22 protein-coding genes are annotated in these 15,045 nt (G+C 36.1%); 1 reads left to right on the plus strand and 21 read right to left on the minus strand.

All coding sequences use genetic code 11. The annotated features are described in order from the left end of the window. The 7 genes from HMPREF9189_RS06230 to HMPREF9189_RS06260 form a co-directional block, all read right to left on the minus strand. Positions 1–795, minus strand: a complete 795-nt coding sequence (locus HMPREF9189_RS06230; RefSeq protein WP_000670381.1) for a DUF4261 domain-containing protein — start codon at positions 793–795, stop codon at positions 1–3. A gap of 48 nt (positions 796–843) precedes the next feature. Further along, a complete protein-coding gene (locus HMPREF9189_RS06235; RefSeq protein WP_001265711.1) occupies positions 844–1,341 on the minus strand; it encodes a hypothetical protein in 498 nt (165 codons plus the stop codon). Between the two features lie 10 nt (positions 1,342–1,351). Next, the gene (locus tag HMPREF9189_RS06240; RefSeq protein WP_000723611.1) at positions 1,352–1,906 is read right to left on the minus strand and encodes a hypothetical protein; all 555 of its coding nucleotides are present in this window, start codon (positions 1,904–1,906) and stop codon (positions 1,352–1,354) included. 26 nt (positions 1,907–1,932) lie between these two features. Continuing rightward, on the minus strand, positions 1,933–2,406 hold the full coding sequence (locus HMPREF9189_RS06245; RefSeq protein WP_000692854.1) for a hypothetical protein: 474 nt from the start codon (positions 2,404–2,406) through the stop codon (positions 1,933–1,935). An 18-nt stretch (positions 2,407–2,424) separates the two neighbouring features. Next, complete coding sequence (locus tag HMPREF9189_RS06250; RefSeq protein ID WP_001070495.1) at positions 2,425–3,276, minus strand: CbrC family protein; 852 nt, start codon at positions 3,274–3,276, stop codon at positions 2,425–2,427. Positions 3,277–3,408: 132 nt separating this feature from the next. Continuing rightward, complete coding sequence (locus tag HMPREF9189_RS06255; RefSeq protein ID WP_001030857.1) at positions 3,409–3,813, minus strand: hypothetical protein; 405 nt, start codon at positions 3,811–3,813, stop codon at positions 3,409–3,411. A gap of 48 nt (positions 3,814–3,861) precedes the next feature. Further along, complete coding sequence (locus HMPREF9189_RS06260; RefSeq protein ID WP_000525325.1) at positions 3,862–4,368, minus strand: YfbM family protein; 507 nt, start codon at positions 4,366–4,368, stop codon at positions 3,862–3,864. A 119-nt stretch (positions 4,369–4,487) separates the two neighbouring features. Between HMPREF9189_RS06260 and HMPREF9189_RS06265 the strand changes: the two genes are divergently transcribed. After that, positions 4,488–5,507, plus strand: coding sequence for a hypothetical protein (locus HMPREF9189_RS06265; RefSeq protein ID WP_000495210.1), 1,020 nt, complete (start codon positions 4,488–4,490; stop codon positions 5,505–5,507). Positions 5,508–5,537: 30 nt separating this feature from the next. Here the strand turns inward: HMPREF9189_RS06265 and HMPREF9189_RS06270 are convergent, their stop codons facing one another. The 14 genes from HMPREF9189_RS06270 to HMPREF9189_RS06330 form a co-directional block, all read right to left on the minus strand. Further along, entirely contained in the window at positions 5,538–6,341 is an 804-nt protein-coding gene (locus HMPREF9189_RS06270; RefSeq protein WP_000963199.1) for a hypothetical protein, read from the minus strand. A gap of 48 nt (positions 6,342–6,389) precedes the next feature. Then, positions 6,390–6,701, minus strand: coding sequence for a hypothetical protein (locus HMPREF9189_RS06275; protein ID WP_000351659.1), 312 nt, complete (start codon positions 6,699–6,701; stop codon positions 6,390–6,392). Between the two features lie 46 nt (positions 6,702–6,747). Further along, on the minus strand, positions 6,748–7,059 hold the full coding sequence (locus HMPREF9189_RS06280; protein WP_009755330.1) for a hypothetical protein: 312 nt from the start codon (positions 7,057–7,059) through the stop codon (positions 6,748–6,750). A gap of 93 nt (positions 7,060–7,152) precedes the next feature. Beyond that, complete coding sequence (locus tag HMPREF9189_RS06285; RefSeq protein WP_000868692.1) at positions 7,153–8,037, minus strand: DUF4300 family protein; 885 nt, start codon at positions 8,035–8,037, stop codon at positions 7,153–7,155. A gap of 176 nt (positions 8,038–8,213) precedes the next feature. Further along, positions 8,214–8,735 (minus strand): RDD family protein, encoded by a 522-nt coding sequence (locus tag HMPREF9189_RS06290; protein WP_001226520.1) that lies wholly within the window; start codon positions 8,733–8,735, stop codon positions 8,214–8,216. A gap of 39 nt (positions 8,736–8,774) precedes the next feature. Beyond that, positions 8,775–9,656: a diacylglycerol kinase family protein gene (locus HMPREF9189_RS06295; protein WP_000723461.1), complete on the minus strand. Its 882-nt coding sequence runs from the start codon at positions 9,654–9,656 to the stop codon at positions 8,775–8,777. A 45-nt stretch (positions 9,657–9,701) separates the two neighbouring features. Beyond that, positions 9,702–10,088 (minus strand): hypothetical protein, encoded by a 387-nt coding sequence (locus tag HMPREF9189_RS06300; protein WP_000814116.1) that lies wholly within the window; start codon positions 10,086–10,088, stop codon positions 9,702–9,704. A gap of 262 nt (positions 10,089–10,350) precedes the next feature. Further along, entirely contained in the window at positions 10,351–10,593 is a 243-nt protein-coding gene (locus HMPREF9189_RS06305) for a hypothetical protein (protein ID WP_000845527.1), read from the minus strand. A gap of 105 nt (positions 10,594–10,698) precedes the next feature. Next, a complete protein-coding gene (locus HMPREF9189_RS06310) occupies positions 10,699–11,265 on the minus strand; it encodes a hypothetical protein (protein ID WP_000234982.1) in 567 nt (188 codons plus the stop codon). Between the two features lie 46 nt (positions 11,266–11,311). Further along, positions 11,312–12,166: an ADP-ribosylglycohydrolase family protein gene (locus HMPREF9189_RS06315; protein ID WP_000900067.1), complete on the minus strand. Its 855-nt coding sequence runs from the start codon at positions 12,164–12,166 to the stop codon at positions 11,312–11,314. A 40-nt stretch (positions 12,167–12,206) separates the two neighbouring features. Next, positions 12,207–12,824, minus strand: a complete 618-nt coding sequence (locus tag HMPREF9189_RS06320) for an SAP domain-containing protein (protein WP_000573118.1) — start codon at positions 12,822–12,824, stop codon at positions 12,207–12,209. 104 nt (positions 12,825–12,928) lie between these two features. After that, a complete protein-coding gene (locus HMPREF9189_RS12020) occupies positions 12,929–13,057 on the minus strand; it encodes a hypothetical protein (protein WP_000900072.1) in 129 nt (42 codons plus the stop codon). Positions 13,058–13,068: 11 nt separating this feature from the next. Continuing rightward, complete coding sequence (locus HMPREF9189_RS06325) at positions 13,069–13,875, minus strand: alpha/beta hydrolase (RefSeq protein WP_000668464.1); 807 nt, start codon at positions 13,873–13,875, stop codon at positions 13,069–13,071. Between the two features lie 154 nt (positions 13,876–14,029). Next, positions 14,030–14,773, minus strand: coding sequence for a CPBP family intramembrane glutamic endopeptidase (locus tag HMPREF9189_RS06330; RefSeq protein WP_000134965.1), 744 nt, complete (start codon positions 14,771–14,773; stop codon positions 14,030–14,032). Positions 14,774–15,045: the final 272 nt, after the last annotated feature.

The raw sequence follows: 15,045 nt of genomic DNA on the forward strand, positions 1-15,045 counted from the left end.
TTAAACATCTAATTTCAAGGAATTTCCTTCCAAATAGACGGCTTTTGACTCAGTGATTTTGATTTTTTGATCTTCTGAAAAGCCAATGGTTTCACCGTCCTTTAAGGTGACATCACTGCCTAAAACATACTGAAGAATAGACAGGAGGAAATAATATAAGTCATCGCTATTTATAGGAGACTCGATAATTTCAATCTCAGTTCTTCCAAACTCTTTCAAACCATAAGTGTAAATACTAGTTTTATCTCCCTGGTTGATAATTCCCATATAAATCCAGAGTTGAAGGGGAAGCATTTCTTCTTTCAAAAGGTCAGTCAGGTCTAGATAAAGATCTTTGGGTAAGAGCAAGGTGGTAGAACCCTGATAAATACCAATAGCTGATTGACTAGTTTTTAAGATAGAGGCATTGACTTTAGTTAATAGGGAATAAGTTTCTACTGGCGAAAGATTGTCAGACAGGATAGAAACAATGGCGTGTTGTGTGTGCTCCTGTGTATCCTTCTCAACATCCTGCCAGAGGTAAGAATAGGCATACAATTCTTCAAATTCTTGACTTGGGATAGGCAAATCCATTAAAGCCAGCGCAACAAGAGCACCATCAATCACAAATGTTGCACTAGAATCATCCCCAGAAACTTCAGAAATTTCAAGCGCCCAGTGAGATTTCAATTCCTGAACGACCTGGTCTAAAGAATAGGCCTTCCTGCCTTTGAAGAGGGGCATGGACAAGATCAGTTTTCTTTTCTTCTCCGATTTTTCTTTCTTACTAGAAAATAGATTTTTCAAAAATTTCATAGGACTTCTCCTTTTTTTCATATCAGTTGGGAAGCAAAGCTATCTTGCTCAAAGTGAGTCGAGATACCAAGTTTCCTCATCTTCAAAACCGTAAAATTTCTCATCAAGTAGCCAATTTCCATCCACCAATCTAAGTACAAACTGATGCTTCATTTCTAAAGCTTCTTGATAATGGGTAATGACTCTTGCTTCTTCAGCTTTTGTCATGATAAAATCTACAGAAAAATCATTCGTTTGAACATAGTTATATTCACTTGGGGAGCCATAAGAATTTCGAACTCCTCCTTCCAAGTATTTTTGAGTCACTCGTCCAGTTAGAAGTTGCATTTGTCTCTGAAAATAGTCATCCATAAGTTCATTCCACTTGGGATGAAGTTGATTTGCTGGGATGCCAAGGCCTTCTTTTTCCTTATCCAGTGCTCTGTTACGCTCAAAAATTTCCTCTTCTAACAAGGTTAAACTTTTGAGTAAATCAAGCAATGGTGGGATAATTATTTCTGCCAGAGTTTGATATTTTTCAGGGGTATTTTTATAGTTCACTCTCATAATAAGCCTCTTAATCATCTTGGATTAATTGCTTTAATTCTAGGTCTGAAAGAAAGCCTTCAATGTAAAGTTTCCTAAGTAAATCTTTATCTACGGTAATTTCATAATAGACAGTCACAAACTCATGAAATCTCTCAAAGCTATCAAAAAGGTAAGAGAGCAACCATTCTCCGCCATCCTGATCTTGGTAAGTGTGTTGATGCGCGTGACCGTCATACCAGATAAAGAAGGTTGTTTCATCTTTTTGTTCTTCTGAATAAAGTGAGACATACTTTTCATCCAGTCCATTATAAAAACCATCGATGATATCTTGATTCCACTCGTCAGCAGCAAACTGGCTTAAACTGCTTTCATGATCAAAGCCTTTTATAAGGATCATTTTATCAGTCAAAATCACATCTAAAGAATCACCAGAGCCATTGTCAATAAGGTAGCGGAGTCCATAGTCTTCCTCAGTCTTAATCACAAGTCTGAGCCAATCCTCACTCGGATCTGTTAGAAACTCATCAATGACAAGCAAGGCATCTAAGCGAGTCTTTATCTTGTCCCAATTAATCTTTTTCATCTCTAAAAACCACCATCTTATTTTTTCTATTTATCAAGATCACAAGCCCTATAACGAGCTGTTAGATAGCCTGAAAAGCTAATCTGAGGGATATTCCACTCATTAGGCAAATAAATGGAACAATCTACCTGATCACCTAGAGGGGAAATTGCTGAGAAGACATATCTTCCCAAATCCTCATTATTAAGATTTCTTTCAACTTGACTCAATCTGCTAGTATTGAACCAGTCTTTAAACAGTAGCCAGATTTGCTCGGCATCTTCGTTTAATAGGGGGACTTTCAAATTGTAGCTGATTCCGACTCTACATCTTTTTTTGAATCCTGACTCATCAGCCTTACAAACTTTTATGGATCCCTTATCATACTGCCAGTTATCACTATCTAATAGGGGAAATTGAACAGATAGATTGTCTTTAAATCCCTGCATAGTATCAAATAAATCTTTGGAGGCAGCTTCGAATAATTCTAGTTCTTCCATAGTCTTCTCTTTAATTTTCATAGCTAATCACTTTTCGATTTAATCTGCATCAACCCAGATATGGTATTTTTGACAATGTAGACATCTAAACAAATAACCACAGATAGGCCCGTCTTTGACCAAGTAGTCTTCTACCTCTTGATATTCTTCACGCGCTTCATAGTCTGCCAAGACTTGCTCAGCGATTCCCATGGCCTTCAATTCTCGAGTTCCAACTGTACCCAAGTAAGCACAATAATCTTGGCAACAAGAAAGCCAATATTCTCCCTGCCAACTAGAGTAGCCTGGGGTCTGACAAAAAAGCAGCTGATTCTTTTCTGGATCCAATTCACCCTGCCACTCGGCATCTTGGATAAATTCTGCATCGAATTTTTTAGCTGCTTGACCATTTGCAATACAAAATGGACAAAGGTTCTCTATGTTGTCAATACAATAAGGGATCAAGTCATAATAAATATTGCTTTCTTTCCCACAAGATGGACAAAGCTTGGCTTCTCCTTCAACAAATGAACCTGTAGCTAAGGGATCTGGATGATAGAGAAAATGTGGCAAAGACTGTAATAACTCCTGACTCTGCTTTTTATCTTCTTTTCTTAGGGGACGAGGAAGGGCATAACGATCACCATGACTCTGATTCATTTCTTGTAAACGGCTCAGTTTCTTTTTCTGTTTTCGATCTGGTTTATCTAAGATTTCGGTAAATAAGCTATAGGCACTAGTGTAGAGACCCAATTGTTCATAGAGGTCAACTAAGACTTTTTTAGCTTCTAAATCATCAGACTTAGCTAATTCATCAGCCAAATCATAGAGTGCCGCAACACTTGAAGGCTTTCCATCTTTAGCATGGTATTCCCTTGTCCGGGTGATATATTCTTGTAAATATGGATTCATCTGACTACCTTTTCTTACATGGATAAATTCTGATTAACAAATGGTGACGAGGACAATACCATTTAAGCCTAACATTGCTTTATATAAATCTTTCATTTCATCACCTGATTTTAACCTCTTATTGTCAGACAGTTAGTAAATTTCATACACAAGCTCTCTATCAACTTGAAAATATTTGTCGAATTTCACTAAAAGATAAAGGGATCCAGCTGGAGAGACACCGGCATCATAACCTAGAGCAAATTCGCCATAAGAACTACTTTTATCCAAGATTAACTCCCTTAATTCCAGTTCTGTAACTGCTTTATCAGGCCAATTATCATGGATAACCTTTTGAGCTTTTTTATCAAGGTGTTCCAAGTTTCTATATAAACTAGTCATCAAATCATCTGATAATAAGACCAAATCCTGTTCACAGTAACCTGTAAAATAAATATTTATGTCTTTATTTAGATATCGCCCTAGAAAATAGATCCCCGAATCATGTTTTTCCCAGCTTATTCCCTTCCATAATGCCAATAAATCTTCTTTGTTCATTTATTACCTCAAGCAGTTTTATTCTTTTAGGAATGTTTAATAAACTTTCTAACAAATAGTGACCAGGACATTTCCATTGAGCTCCAGAATCTTTTTGTAAAACTCTTTCATATTTACAAAACTGATTCGAATTTCATCCTTGATTTCTTCCTCTTCCTCAAGATAATCCCAAATATCAGGATACAAGTCGGCTTTCTTGCAGGCTTCCATACTAAAGTCTTCCAAGGCTCTGTGCATGTCAAAACTTTCTAGAGCTTCTATGATTTCGGCTATCTTATTTTTTTCAGTATAGGCTATGTACTCAGACACTTCTTCTAAAGGAGTCACTCCTAAAACCGCTTCTCTCAAGGGATTGTCATCCAAAAATTCTGAACTACTAAATCCTGTCATGACAAAGAGAAGAGCATCCCACATTTTGTCAATATCTAGTAAGATATCATGACTATCAGCGGAATCCTCTGCAAAATCTAACAAGTCATCTTCTTGATTGGAAAGACCTTTTATTTGATCTAATTCATCGTCTGGTAAATATTGATAATTGGCAATCATTCCCATGATTTTACTCCTTTGAATCAGTTAGTATTATACGGATCTTTCTAGCTCTATTTCCCTAGAAAATGCTATAATGGAGCTAAGAAATTGTTTTATTGAATGTTAAATAGGGGGAAATAGTAATGTTCACTAGTATTGTTTTGGGTTTTTATGCTCTTTTCTTTCTATCCTTGTCCTTTACTATCTATCTCTATATCAGACTTGTAGTTGCGGTCAGACAAGGGAAAGATGTCCCAAAATGGATCTATAAACTCGGCCATGCCATTCAAGGTAGAATTCACGTTGACTATGAAGAAATCACAGATGCTAATGCCCTTAAAGAGATTCATTGGTTCTTGCTGATCTATTTAATCGTAAATCTACTGGTATTGGCTGGCTTCTACTATCATGGCAATAGCTTTCCGCAAGCAATTTATGAATGTTTGAAAAAACAATTTTTTATCGTACTTGTTAGTATGGTTTTAAAAAGTATTGGTAAATTTATTGTACTAGCTATAAGAAAAAACTTTCATAACAGTCATGCTTATGCATCAACCAACGCTTTTGTCGGGACAGCCTTTTTAACGAGTTATGTTTTTATGTTTTGCATGATGATGAGTGGTCTTCCAGCTCAACCTGTTCCAGTCACCATTCAAGATACCACTGTCATTATCGGGGAGAGCAAGGCTTCCGAGCTTTTAGAGCAAGGTTTCACCTTCGAAGATAAAGGTGCAAATAGTCCTGTCACCAATCCAAAAAACGACCATTTCTACTACGGCCAGCTTCTCGAAATCAAGCGTGAAGATCAGTCCTATGGTTTTATGATCCTTACTCCTACTGGCAAAGATACTGATCAACTCAAAAACTGTGTCATTACCTACTATAGAACGCCTAAGGATGCCCATCAATTGCAGGGAATTTCTATCAATCATGTCAGTTTAGCAAATCTCAAGCTCCAAGATTTTCAAACAAGAAAATTAATCGATATCTTTGAAGTCAATCCTGCTGATTACAATGTCGCTGAGACTGACTCAAACTACATCCTAACCATTCAAACGGCAGATTACGACCTCTGGAAAAGATACAAGATTGAAGCCAAGTTCAATTCAGATGGTTCCATAGATAGTTATGGTGTTAGAGCTCAACACAGTATGTGGGAATGATTGACCATTTTCCCCTTTATCACATAAGCATTAAACTGAAAAAACATCATCGACAAGTTTATAGGTTTCGATGCGAAGGCCAGAAGAGCCCATATCTCTAGTGATTTCTTCATAAATGTCTTCTAAATTTTGGGCTGGTGCTAGCATCCAAAGACTAAAAGGTCTAAGTTTCACCTGTCCAATTTTTTCAATATTATCTAATAATTGCCCTAAATCTTTGTGATTGAACCAGCAATCTGTAACGAGAGCAAACTTTGTATTGTCCATCTTACAGGAGATATGACTGGTCAAAAAATCATCGATGGTGGGCCGTTTTGTTTGTAAGAAGCGCGTGCAAGCCAGATGGTACTCAAGCTTTCTAGGACTCTGATCAACCATAGATACAAAGACAAGACCATACTCATCTTGGAACTTAACAGCAAGGAGATCCCCTTCTTCAAAATAAGGTTTGCGTTTAGTTTTGGTTTTAGGGACCTTTAGAGGTCTAGGATTTTCAGTTTGCAACTGAACTGCAAGTTTTTCCAAGACCTTCTGCCTTTGCTTCAAAGCCTTTGGATCTATTTCCAACCAAAATGGATCAGCCCCTTTTTTGATAAGCTCTAATGTTTTATCTCTGATGTCGTCTGTCAGGTGACCAATCTTCCACAGTGAGTAGGCAAGAGCTGTCCAATAAATTTCTGTAAAAAAGTCTGTTTGACAGTAATCTTTTTCCGCATCGAGAATATCCTTGATGATATTTGCTACATGTTCACCATCTCTATAGCGACCAACTACCTCATTGTAAATGTCATAACCCTGATCACTGTCAATGATTTTAACGCCATCAATAGCCATACTCAACTCCTAATGCTCAATCAACATCTTATTGATAAATCTCAAAACTTATTTAATCTTATGCTTGTTCATTTTCTCTTGGAAAATATCTGTAAGAATTTGTCGCAATTCTTGAGCTTCCTTTTCAGGAAGTTGGCCTTCTTGTTCAGCTACAGCATACAACTCTGGATACTCAAGCGAGATTCTCTTAACAGTACGTGTAATGGCATGTTTTCTAACAAAAAATGGAATCCGTTTAATCATATCTTGAGGAATTAAGGCGATAATCTTATCGGCTGTTTCCTTGTCGTTCAGTTTAGAAAAAGTGAGTCCCTTTTTAATCATTTCTTGTTCTTTTTTTGTAAAATCTTTAATATCCATTGTGTCTCCTTATGAGTATTTTATTTACTTCTATTATATTATTTTTTTAATTGGTCGAATGAAAAATTTCTATAAATCCTCTCTTGCCCAAGAACAGAATCTGTTGTAACAGGTAGTTTTCCAGCAAATTTTGGATATCAATATCATTGGGAAGAGGATTAAATTCTCCCAGACTATTTTCCTGAAGATGTGCTGCAAAGATAAACTCTCCCTTTTCCCAATCCATAGCACAATCATTGATAACATCCACCGGCGACAGATCCAGTAGTTCTTGCTCTTGCGATATAAAAGTTTCGTAGATAAACTCAAAAATAGCTTCCTTATCAATTTTTACAACTCTTAATGTATATTCATCCATGCTTGCTGTCCTCTAATCATATCAATTTAACTATCATTCGGTTGGTAACTTCTTATCCCACTCTTTAGGCAAATCATCCCCAAAATACTATTTTTAGAGTTGAACCCACTTATCATTATCCATAATAAAGGACTTCGCTAGACCTTCACCTGTATAGTTTTCGTATTTTGTATCTAGATATTTGTAGCAATCTTCCTTGGTTGCAAATTTGATAGCTTGATAAGGCTCCTCAAAGGTTAACTTTTCGACAAAGAGATAACTGTCCTCGCTTGGCACAAGTATGCCGACATGACCGATAAAGAGAGATTGACCATCCAAGTCATCATGAACTACAACAGACAGCATTCGAGCATTTTCATTAAACTTGAATTGAGAAAGGAACTGTTCCATCTTAGCAGCATGCACCTTAACATCTGTCGTTGCTTCGGTCTTGACTCTTGAGAATAAAATATCAAAAGCATCCTTGTCTTCTGCATCAAAGACCTTACCTTTGTCAATGGCATCATTATCGACAAACAAGAGAGAATCATCTTTCTCTAATTTAGGAATTTCGATAGAATTTTTTAATAAACAATAACTGTTAATACGACAGTTGGTACCGACAAAATCACCCTTTTTAGGAGCCCAAAGATTGCTTATCTTTTCAACATCATAATCTGTTTTGGTAAATGTAGAAAAATCTCCAGTTAAGCCTACTGAACCGACAGTCGCGTTGTAATCATTGACAAGGTTGAAAAATGCATCGGCACTATCTTTATCCAAATGTGCAGCCAAGGCTTTTCGAACTTCTTCTGAACTTTCCTTGCTATTGAGGTTGCTATAGGTTCCTTTGTAGCTTTCTTTACCTGAGCTAACCACCTTAGTAGTTGAACTATTCTGTTTTTCCGTAGATTGGTTTTGGTTTGTACCACAGGCAGCTAAAGTAAAGAAAGCTAAACCACAGCAGCTCATTAATCTGATTTTTTTAGATACTTTCATAAAATATTTCCTTATTTACTAAGATTTTTCAGGTCGATTAGCTTCTCTTATATTATAGTTCAAATTTATTTTAAGTCCAAGCATTTTGCTGAATAAAGTAGATTTTAAATCATTAAAAAGGAAGCTGGCACACAGCACGCTCCCTAATAAGTGAAATATCTATGAAATCTTTAATTTTAGCCACCTTTTAGCTGTACCTGTGTATGTGCTATAAGGTCACCTAAATGTCGCTTATCCTTCCTGAAAACCATCATTACAAGTAGGGCAACTGCGAGGAGAGTAGCTAAAAACGAGAGAATAATAGATAAGGAATCAAACTCACTATAGAAACCATGTATCGTGCCCATATGACCTATTTGCCAAGGAAAAAATTTAATGGTGTTTCTAAGCAAGCTAGCTTGCACTGTTTTTTTCTTGTAAACCAATTGAAGTCCTGCTTTCGCCTTCCCGAAACTCCCATTTTTTGTATAATCTAAGAATGTAAAAAGTAGAATGATTGGCAAAACAGAGGTAAAAAATACAAGACACTGCGACTGAATTTCTGTAAACTCTGGAATACCATTAAAAAAAATAGTGTGAAAAAGCATAGAACCCAAAAACAGAAGTGCTAAATAAGCTAGAATGAAAAGATAATCAAATAGTAATTCAATCATTCTTTTTTTAAACGAAATAGAATTAATTGCTAAAATCTTCCTCATCATCTCCTCCTTTGTTATCTACTATTCTTTTCAAAAGTTTTATTCTTTCGGTTGAGAATAGACCTCGATATGCTGACCTAGCACCTTGATTTCTACTGGTAGGTCATCAGATTTGTCACCATCAACATCCGTTTCCAACTCAACATCTGAAGAAATTTTAATATGTCGAGCTTTCAGATACTCGATATTGTCATTTACGACAACATCCCCTTTTAATAAATCAGGGATAACTGACAATTTTGTAAGGATTGAGGCATCTTTTAGTATCAAAATATTGGCATAGCCATCCTTGTCTTCATCAAAGATTTTTTTGTCAGCGAAATAATTTGTGAGGAGAACTAAAACATGACTGGCTGGGCCAATGTAATTACCATTATCAGTCTCAACTGTAATGTTAAATGCTTGATCTGTAACCACAGACTTCATGGTATTAATCGCATAGGCGAGCATACCAAACTTTGTTTTATCTTCTATCCCAACGTTGTGGATAGCTTCTGGCAAAGAGCCAATACTAAAGATATAACCAAAATAATTTCCATTTGATTTTCCAATATCAATCTTGTTTGTAGAACTGAAATCAAGCTCGTCAATAGCACTATCAATATCCTGAGAGATTTCTAATAGTTTCGTAATGAGATTTCCGGTTCCCCCTGGGATAATCGCCAGTTTAGGAATATAGTCTTTTTCAGCGATACCAGAAATTACTTCATTGACGGTCCCATCTCCACCAAAAACAAGAACAGCATCATAATGCTCTCGAGAAGCTTCTTCAGCAAAGTTTGTTGCGTCTTGCGCTTTTTCCGTAATTTTAATCTCTACATCATCAAAGTAGTCTCTAGCTTTATTCTCCAGCTTCACCTTATAATCCAGAGCTTTTTCACCTCCAGATGTTGGATTGATGATTACCATAATTTTTTTCATTTATTGTTCTCCTGTCATTAGATTTTCTTACTTTAACTAACCATCTCAAGTTTGGTCCATATAAATTTTGATCGCTTGGTATTCCTGCTCTTTAGCATAGGCAAACACCTCTGAAGCTCTAATGTAATCAAAGATATTTTCCTCTAAATCTTCATCCCAGATCGATTCATGAAATATTTCATTCTCTTGACATGATTCATAGAAAATATCGAGGTGAACCTGATAAAACTCTTCATCTTCATTTGGAGCTTGCCTTACTAAAGATAGTTGAAACATTGGCTTATCAGATATAGCTGTAAATGTCCCTGTTTCAAATAAAATCATCTCATCCTCAATAGGCTCACGACACAAGTCTTCAAAGATTGCTACCATTTCCTCTAAGGGCATCTTATCGGTGATTCTTTCTCTTAAAAATTCAAGTGATTGCTTCATATTTTTTCTCTTTCTAGATGTTTTCGTTCTTAGAATAATCCTATTAAAAAATTGAATCCCTACACCTTTTATTATACTACATAAACAGAAAAAAAGACCTAACCAGCGGGCCCTTACCTTTGTCTCAGTCTAGATCTTTTTGATAATCGGAAAAACCTCTGTAAGGACGTCTATCCCAAAATTAATTCCCTGTACTTGGTAGTGATAGATTGGGGCTAAGCAAAATTTAAAACTCACAGATACAACTTTCTTCTCACATTCTTTAGAAATTTTCACGATTAACTTCTTCAAAATAGTCATCCAGATGATGGTAGATTTGCATATCTTCTTCTGAACCATCTTTCAAAACTGCAAATACCTTCACTTTATCATCATTGACAAATACGAAATTATGTTCACCAAAATAAGCCTGATAACCCTTGTCAACTAAGGTCCAAAGTTCATCTTTTGTTAAACCCAAAATATCTTTTTTTACAAGATAGGTTTTCCCGATTTCCGTTTTCATGATAGATATTTCTCCTTAAGAAGCTAGATAGTGCTAGATGTTTCTCTTTACTGCTCAATCCGTCTACTAAAGCAGTGGCATGCACTCACAAAAAACTTTGGTTGACTATTGAATATCTTCCATCGCTTCTTTCACATATTCTTCGACATCTTCAATCTCTACAAAAAGCGGATCTAAGTGGCATAAGAAGTGCCAATCTTCGGCGCCTCGTTTTCCGTAGAGAATCGCTTCGCCGTCTTCACTTCCGAAAAAGCTTCTGTCAACTTCATACCCTTTGTTTTCTAGGAATGCTTTTGCCTTGCGGAAGTTTGCTTCTCGTGCTTCGACATAAGCTTTCACTTCATCGTTATTCACGACATAAGCATCGATTTTTGTAGCTCCTTCGACCACTTTATCGTTTTTAAAGGATAGATTCGAAACCTCTTTCCAAATAATGTCCACGTTTTCTTCAGAATTAAACGAAAACCTAGATAAAGGGACATTGTTGCCGTTGAAGACAATTTCCATATAATCCGGCAATTGTTTGGGTTTCACATACTCCGCTTCAAACCCATCTTCGTTTTCTAAAGTATATCCCGGGATTTGCGCTACAAAGGCTCTTCCCTCTTCTAAAGAATCAAACGCGACTAAATCCTTTTGATAATCACCTTGATACAATTCCAATATAACCATCGATAACCCTCCGTCATTCAGTATCGGTTCGCATAACGCTTATCTATTATTTTATTACAACCGTTTCTTCCCATCGTCTAAGCACCTCTTTCAAAGGCTCATCTAGATAGCTTAAGGCCTTATCCTTAATCCACTCAGGAATTCCATAAGCTGCCTCGGCGATACTTCCTGTGATTGCTGCAAGAGTGTCGCTGTCCCCACCAAGAGAAATCGCATTTCGAATCGCATCTTCAAAATCTGTACTTTCTAGAAAAGCAACGATGGCCTGAGGAACCGTATCCTGACACGTTTCATTGAAACGGTACGTAGGTCGAATTTCATCTAGTGATTGAGAAAGGTTATACCCATACTGCTGCTCTATATGCTCTTTTATGAGTCTCTTACACTCTATAGGGTTATCGTTGATTGGTTGCTCGTAGTCGCCACAGTAGCCTCCGAAGTAATACCGACACATAAAGATAGCATCAGACGTCGCCATAGCGCCCTTGATACCTTCTGTATGATTATGAGTCACCTCTGCAGAAAGTCGCGCGAGAGCTCTTCTGGACGGCCAGGCTCCCGTTCGTGCACAGAAACTACAATCCATGGCCCAAGCACATGGAGAAACACGCATAGCAGATCCATTTCCAAAGCTATTATAAGGGGAGCGGTCATTACTATGAATCCATGCATCAAACCTAGCACCATAACCAGCATCAGGATACATCCTACCATATTTCTTCATGGAATCAATAAAGTCATCCTTCTGTCCACCGTTCATGATTGCTTCTGCCACAGCACAGGTCATCACCGTATCATCTGTGAAAAAGCAGTCATCCCTAAACAAGGGAAAATCCTTCGTTTTAATATTGTCCCATTCGTAAACAGAACCAACAATGTCTCCAACTATTGCTCCTAGCATAAGATTTCTCCTTGTAAACTATTGGTTTAGACTGATTTTTCTACTTCCTATACTCGTTTATTCTATCAGCATATTCAGTCAAAAGATTTTTTGAATAAATTTTTTCATTACTTGAATTTCTAACTTCTTTCCAAAGGATGGAAGCTACTTTTAGTTTATTCGAGTAATTGTGACTATTTTCGTCTGCACAGAAATCCTTTAGAAATTGGTTCCATTGACAAACCGAATGATCATACTTGGCATAATCTGAATTTCCATGATAAACTTTTAGCATATCCTGTATTGTGAAACTCAAATCATTGTCGCTTTTTACTTTTCTCCAAGCAGTCGCCATATCGGCAGTAAATTTAAAGGGCGAAACATCTGTTAAAGTTGAGAAATATTCTCTAAAGTGTGCGTTAAAGGAGAATCCACATTCAAGTAAGGGCGTATCTAAGGTAACGACTTCTACTCGTTTCTTTTTCCTTTTTACTGTTGATTTTTTAATCAATTTCCCCTTAAAGTACTGCTTAATAATATCATTGAGTTCCTGTTTTGTACCTCTATATTCAAGCCCTAATGACTTGCATATCTGTGAAAGTTCATCCCGATACCAATAGTATTTGCTAAACTCATCAAACGATGCGATTTTATCAAACTCAGGTCTGCTCTCTATCAATATAATGCCTCCTTAAAAACAGTTTAGGTTTTCATTTCTAAATAATGGAGTTTTAGTTTCTTTATTCTGAGGATTAGCTACGTTTCGCTAACAAACTCACACACTCAGCGGTTCGGACTTACCGTATCACCCGTGAAAAAACAATCCTCACGAAATAAAGGAAAATCCTTCGTTTTAATATTGTTCCATTCATAAACTGAACCCACAATATCTCCCACAATTGCTCCTAGCATCAGATTCCTCCTTATGACATATCAGATTCATTACACATTTCCAATGGTTCACTCTTTAAAAATGGTGCCACCAAATCAATCCACTCTTGAGGCAGGTAAGCTGACAAATAGCCGTGATTATAGCCCTTTGCTTCATACAAAATCGTATTCGGACGAAGCTGCTGAAACAATCTAGCTGACTCTTTCACATAGTTCAATTCTTTTTCACCATAGATATACAGAACCTGCGCCTTGCTAGCAGAAATCGTGTTCTTGAGCTTGTAACGCCCCATATATGTTTTGTAAATTGTCACCAATGTTTTGACAGGCGTCCTTGGCAAATCCTCTAAATAATAAACTTTTATTTCCTCTGGATAAGCCAGTTTTGGATAGAGTTTATTCATCATGCTTAACTGAAGTTTGCAAGAGAATTTATTGAACATCAGTTTACCAAATAGAGACACTAGAAAGATGCTGATTTTAGCTAACCTTGGTTGAGGAATACAGAGGCTTCCATCTATGATGGCCTTCTCAGCAATTTCACTGTCTAAAGACAAAAGCTCCATGGCAATTTGACCACCAAGTGAAACACCACCGATTGCAAACAATTTCCCACCACAGTTTGCTTTGATATAGTCTAGAATCTCCAAAGCAGAATCTTCAGTAGAAACATAATCAAGTTGATATTCCTCGCCGTGGCCATTCAAATTGGGTAGAATAATACGGTATTCTTTTGACAAGATTCGTGCTTGACGAAGATAATTCCACCAAGAACTGCCACCACCATGTATCAGTAAAATAGGAGGCAAATTCTTATCACCAAATTCATGGAATTTCATGTTTAAACTCCTTACTGTAGAACTTTCACTAGATAAATACTTGTTAAATCAGTTTGAACAAGCAGTGATGCCTCATCAAATAGAAAAGTCTCTAACATTGATTATCTAGAATGACCACACGTTACTTTCAATAATGGATATCCTGATCTAAATTTTAGAATGTTGTTTCCTTACTAATTCTATTACTCGCCAATATAGTATAAATCAAATAACCAATAAAAATGATAATAAAAATAAGATTAATTTTTAACACAAAATAGAGATTTAACAAATTTGCGAACGCATGAAATAATATACAGTATCCCACAGATTTCGTTTGACGGTAAAGAAGCCCTAAAACAAAACTTAAAAATAATGTATATATAAAAAATAAAATAAAAGGAAATCCTTGATGACTTTCTCCAACTATAAACCATAAAGGCAGATGCCAAATTCCCCAGATTGAACCTACAATCAAATTAGATTGCCAATAAGTATATTTTTTATCAAGTAAAGGTTGTAGTATACCTCTCCATCCTAACTCTTCATGTCCGCCACCAAAAAAAATTAATTGAATAAAGAATAGTGGCATCAGATAAATGGATACTCCGTTTAATTCTAAGGAAGATACAGAGAATAGTATCAAAATTGCTAACAAATGAATAATGAAATAAATACTACTACTTTTTCTTTTAGTAAATACAAAATGTTTAAATTTTATATTATTCCTTTTCAAATAAAAGCCACTTGCAATAGCTGGACCAAGTGCACCAACTATATGTAATATTCTTCCTATAAATGCCTCTAATCCCAAAATATGAGATTGAGTAAATATGGCAAGAAGCCCCCAAGCTATATAAGTAATTCCAAATGTAAAACAAAGATAATTTTTTAAATTCTTTTTGTCAATTTCTGTCATTTTATCTTCCTAATCCTGATTATTCTATGTATAATATTTTTTTACTGCTTCTTAGTTGCTCTCGATTATAACTACCTATATTCTATCACAAAAATAGGAGCAGTTTAATTGACTGTTCCTGTTTTTTATTACAAATATTCTCGAACAATTATCGTCACAACAGAATATAATTCATAGTTTACGTTTAAGTACTATTTTGTTACTAACTAGCTAGCAAAAAGAGTGAGGAAATCAAACGTTTCCACCACTCTTTTGTATTCTATTATAGATAA

The sequence above is a fragment of the Streptococcus sp. oral taxon 071 str. 73H25AP genome (genome assembly GCF_000146755.1).
In the GTDB taxonomy this organism is placed as follows: Bacteria; Bacillota; Bacilli; order Lactobacillales; family Streptococcaceae; genus Streptococcus; species Streptococcus oralis_T.

Coding starts and splice junctions, on each gene's coding strand:
- HMPREF9189_RS06240 (WP_000723611.1), bottom strand. CDS start 1,906: ATGAAAAAGATTAATTGGGACAAGATAAAGACTCGCTTAGATGCCTTG.
- HMPREF9189_RS06280 (WP_009755330.1), bottom strand. CDS start 7,059: ATGGATGAATATACATTAAGAGTTGTAAAAATTGATAAGGAAGCTATT.
- HMPREF9189_RS06275 (WP_000351659.1), bottom strand. CDS start 6,701: ATGGATATTAAAGATTTTACAAAAAAAGAACAAGAAATGATTAAAAAG.
- HMPREF9189_RS06235 (WP_001265711.1), bottom strand. CDS start 1,341: ATGAGAGTGAACTATAAAAATACCCCTGAAAAATATCAAACTCTGGCA.
- HMPREF9189_RS06310 (WP_000234982.1), bottom strand. CDS start 11,265: ATGGTTATATTGGAATTGTATCAAGGTGATTATCAAAAGGATTTAGTC.
- HMPREF9189_RS06330 (WP_000134965.1), bottom strand. CDS start 14,773: ATGACAGAAATTGACAAAAAGAATTTAAAAAATTATCTTTGTTTTACA.
- HMPREF9189_RS06245 (WP_000692854.1), bottom strand. CDS start 2,406: ATGAAAATTAAAGAGAAGACTATGGAAGAACTAGAATTATTCGAAGCT.
- HMPREF9189_RS06300 (WP_000814116.1), bottom strand. CDS start 10,088: ATGAAGCAATCACTTGAATTTTTAAGAGAAAGAATCACCGATAAGATG.
- HMPREF9189_RS06325 (WP_000668464.1), bottom strand. CDS start 13,875: ATGAAATTCCATGAATTTGGTGATAAGAATTTGCCTCCTATTTTACTG.
- HMPREF9189_RS06305 (WP_000845527.1), bottom strand. CDS start 10,593: ATGAAAACGGAAATCGGGAAAACCTATCTTGTAAAAAAAGATATTTTG.
- HMPREF9189_RS06285 (WP_000868692.1), bottom strand. CDS start 8,037: ATGAAAGTATCTAAAAAAATCAGATTAATGAGCTGCTGTGGTTTAGCT.
- HMPREF9189_RS06255 (WP_001030857.1), bottom strand. CDS start 3,813: ATGAACAAAGAAGATTTATTGGCATTATGGAAGGGAATAAGCTGGGAA.
- HMPREF9189_RS06290 (WP_001226520.1), bottom strand. CDS start 8,735: ATGAGGAAGATTTTAGCAATTAATTCTATTTCGTTTAAAAAAAGAATG.
- HMPREF9189_RS06260 (WP_000525325.1), bottom strand. CDS start 4,368: ATGGGAATGATTGCCAATTATCAATATTTACCAGACGATGAATTAGAT.
- HMPREF9189_RS06250 (WP_001070495.1), bottom strand. CDS start 3,276: ATGAATCCATATTTACAAGAATATATCACCCGGACAAGGGAATACCAT.
- HMPREF9189_RS06315 (WP_000900067.1), bottom strand. CDS start 12,166: ATGCTAGGAGCAATAGTTGGAGACATTGTTGGTTCTGTTTACGAATGG.
- HMPREF9189_RS06270 (WP_000963199.1), bottom strand. CDS start 6,341: ATGGCTATTGATGGCGTTAAAATCATTGACAGTGATCAGGGTTATGAC.
- HMPREF9189_RS06230 (WP_000670381.1), bottom strand. CDS start 795: ATGAAATTTTTGAAAAATCTATTTTCTAGTAAGAAAGAAAAATCGGAG.
- HMPREF9189_RS06295 (WP_000723461.1), bottom strand. CDS start 9,656: ATGAAAAAAATTATGGTAATCATCAATCCAACATCTGGAGGTGAAAAA.
- HMPREF9189_RS06265 (WP_000495210.1), top strand. CDS start 4,488: ATGTTCACTAGTATTGTTTTGGGTTTTTATGCTCTTTTCTTTCTATCC.
- HMPREF9189_RS12020 (WP_000900072.1), bottom strand. CDS start 13,057: ATGCTAGGAGCAATTGTGGGAGATATTGTGGGTTCAGTTTATGAATGG.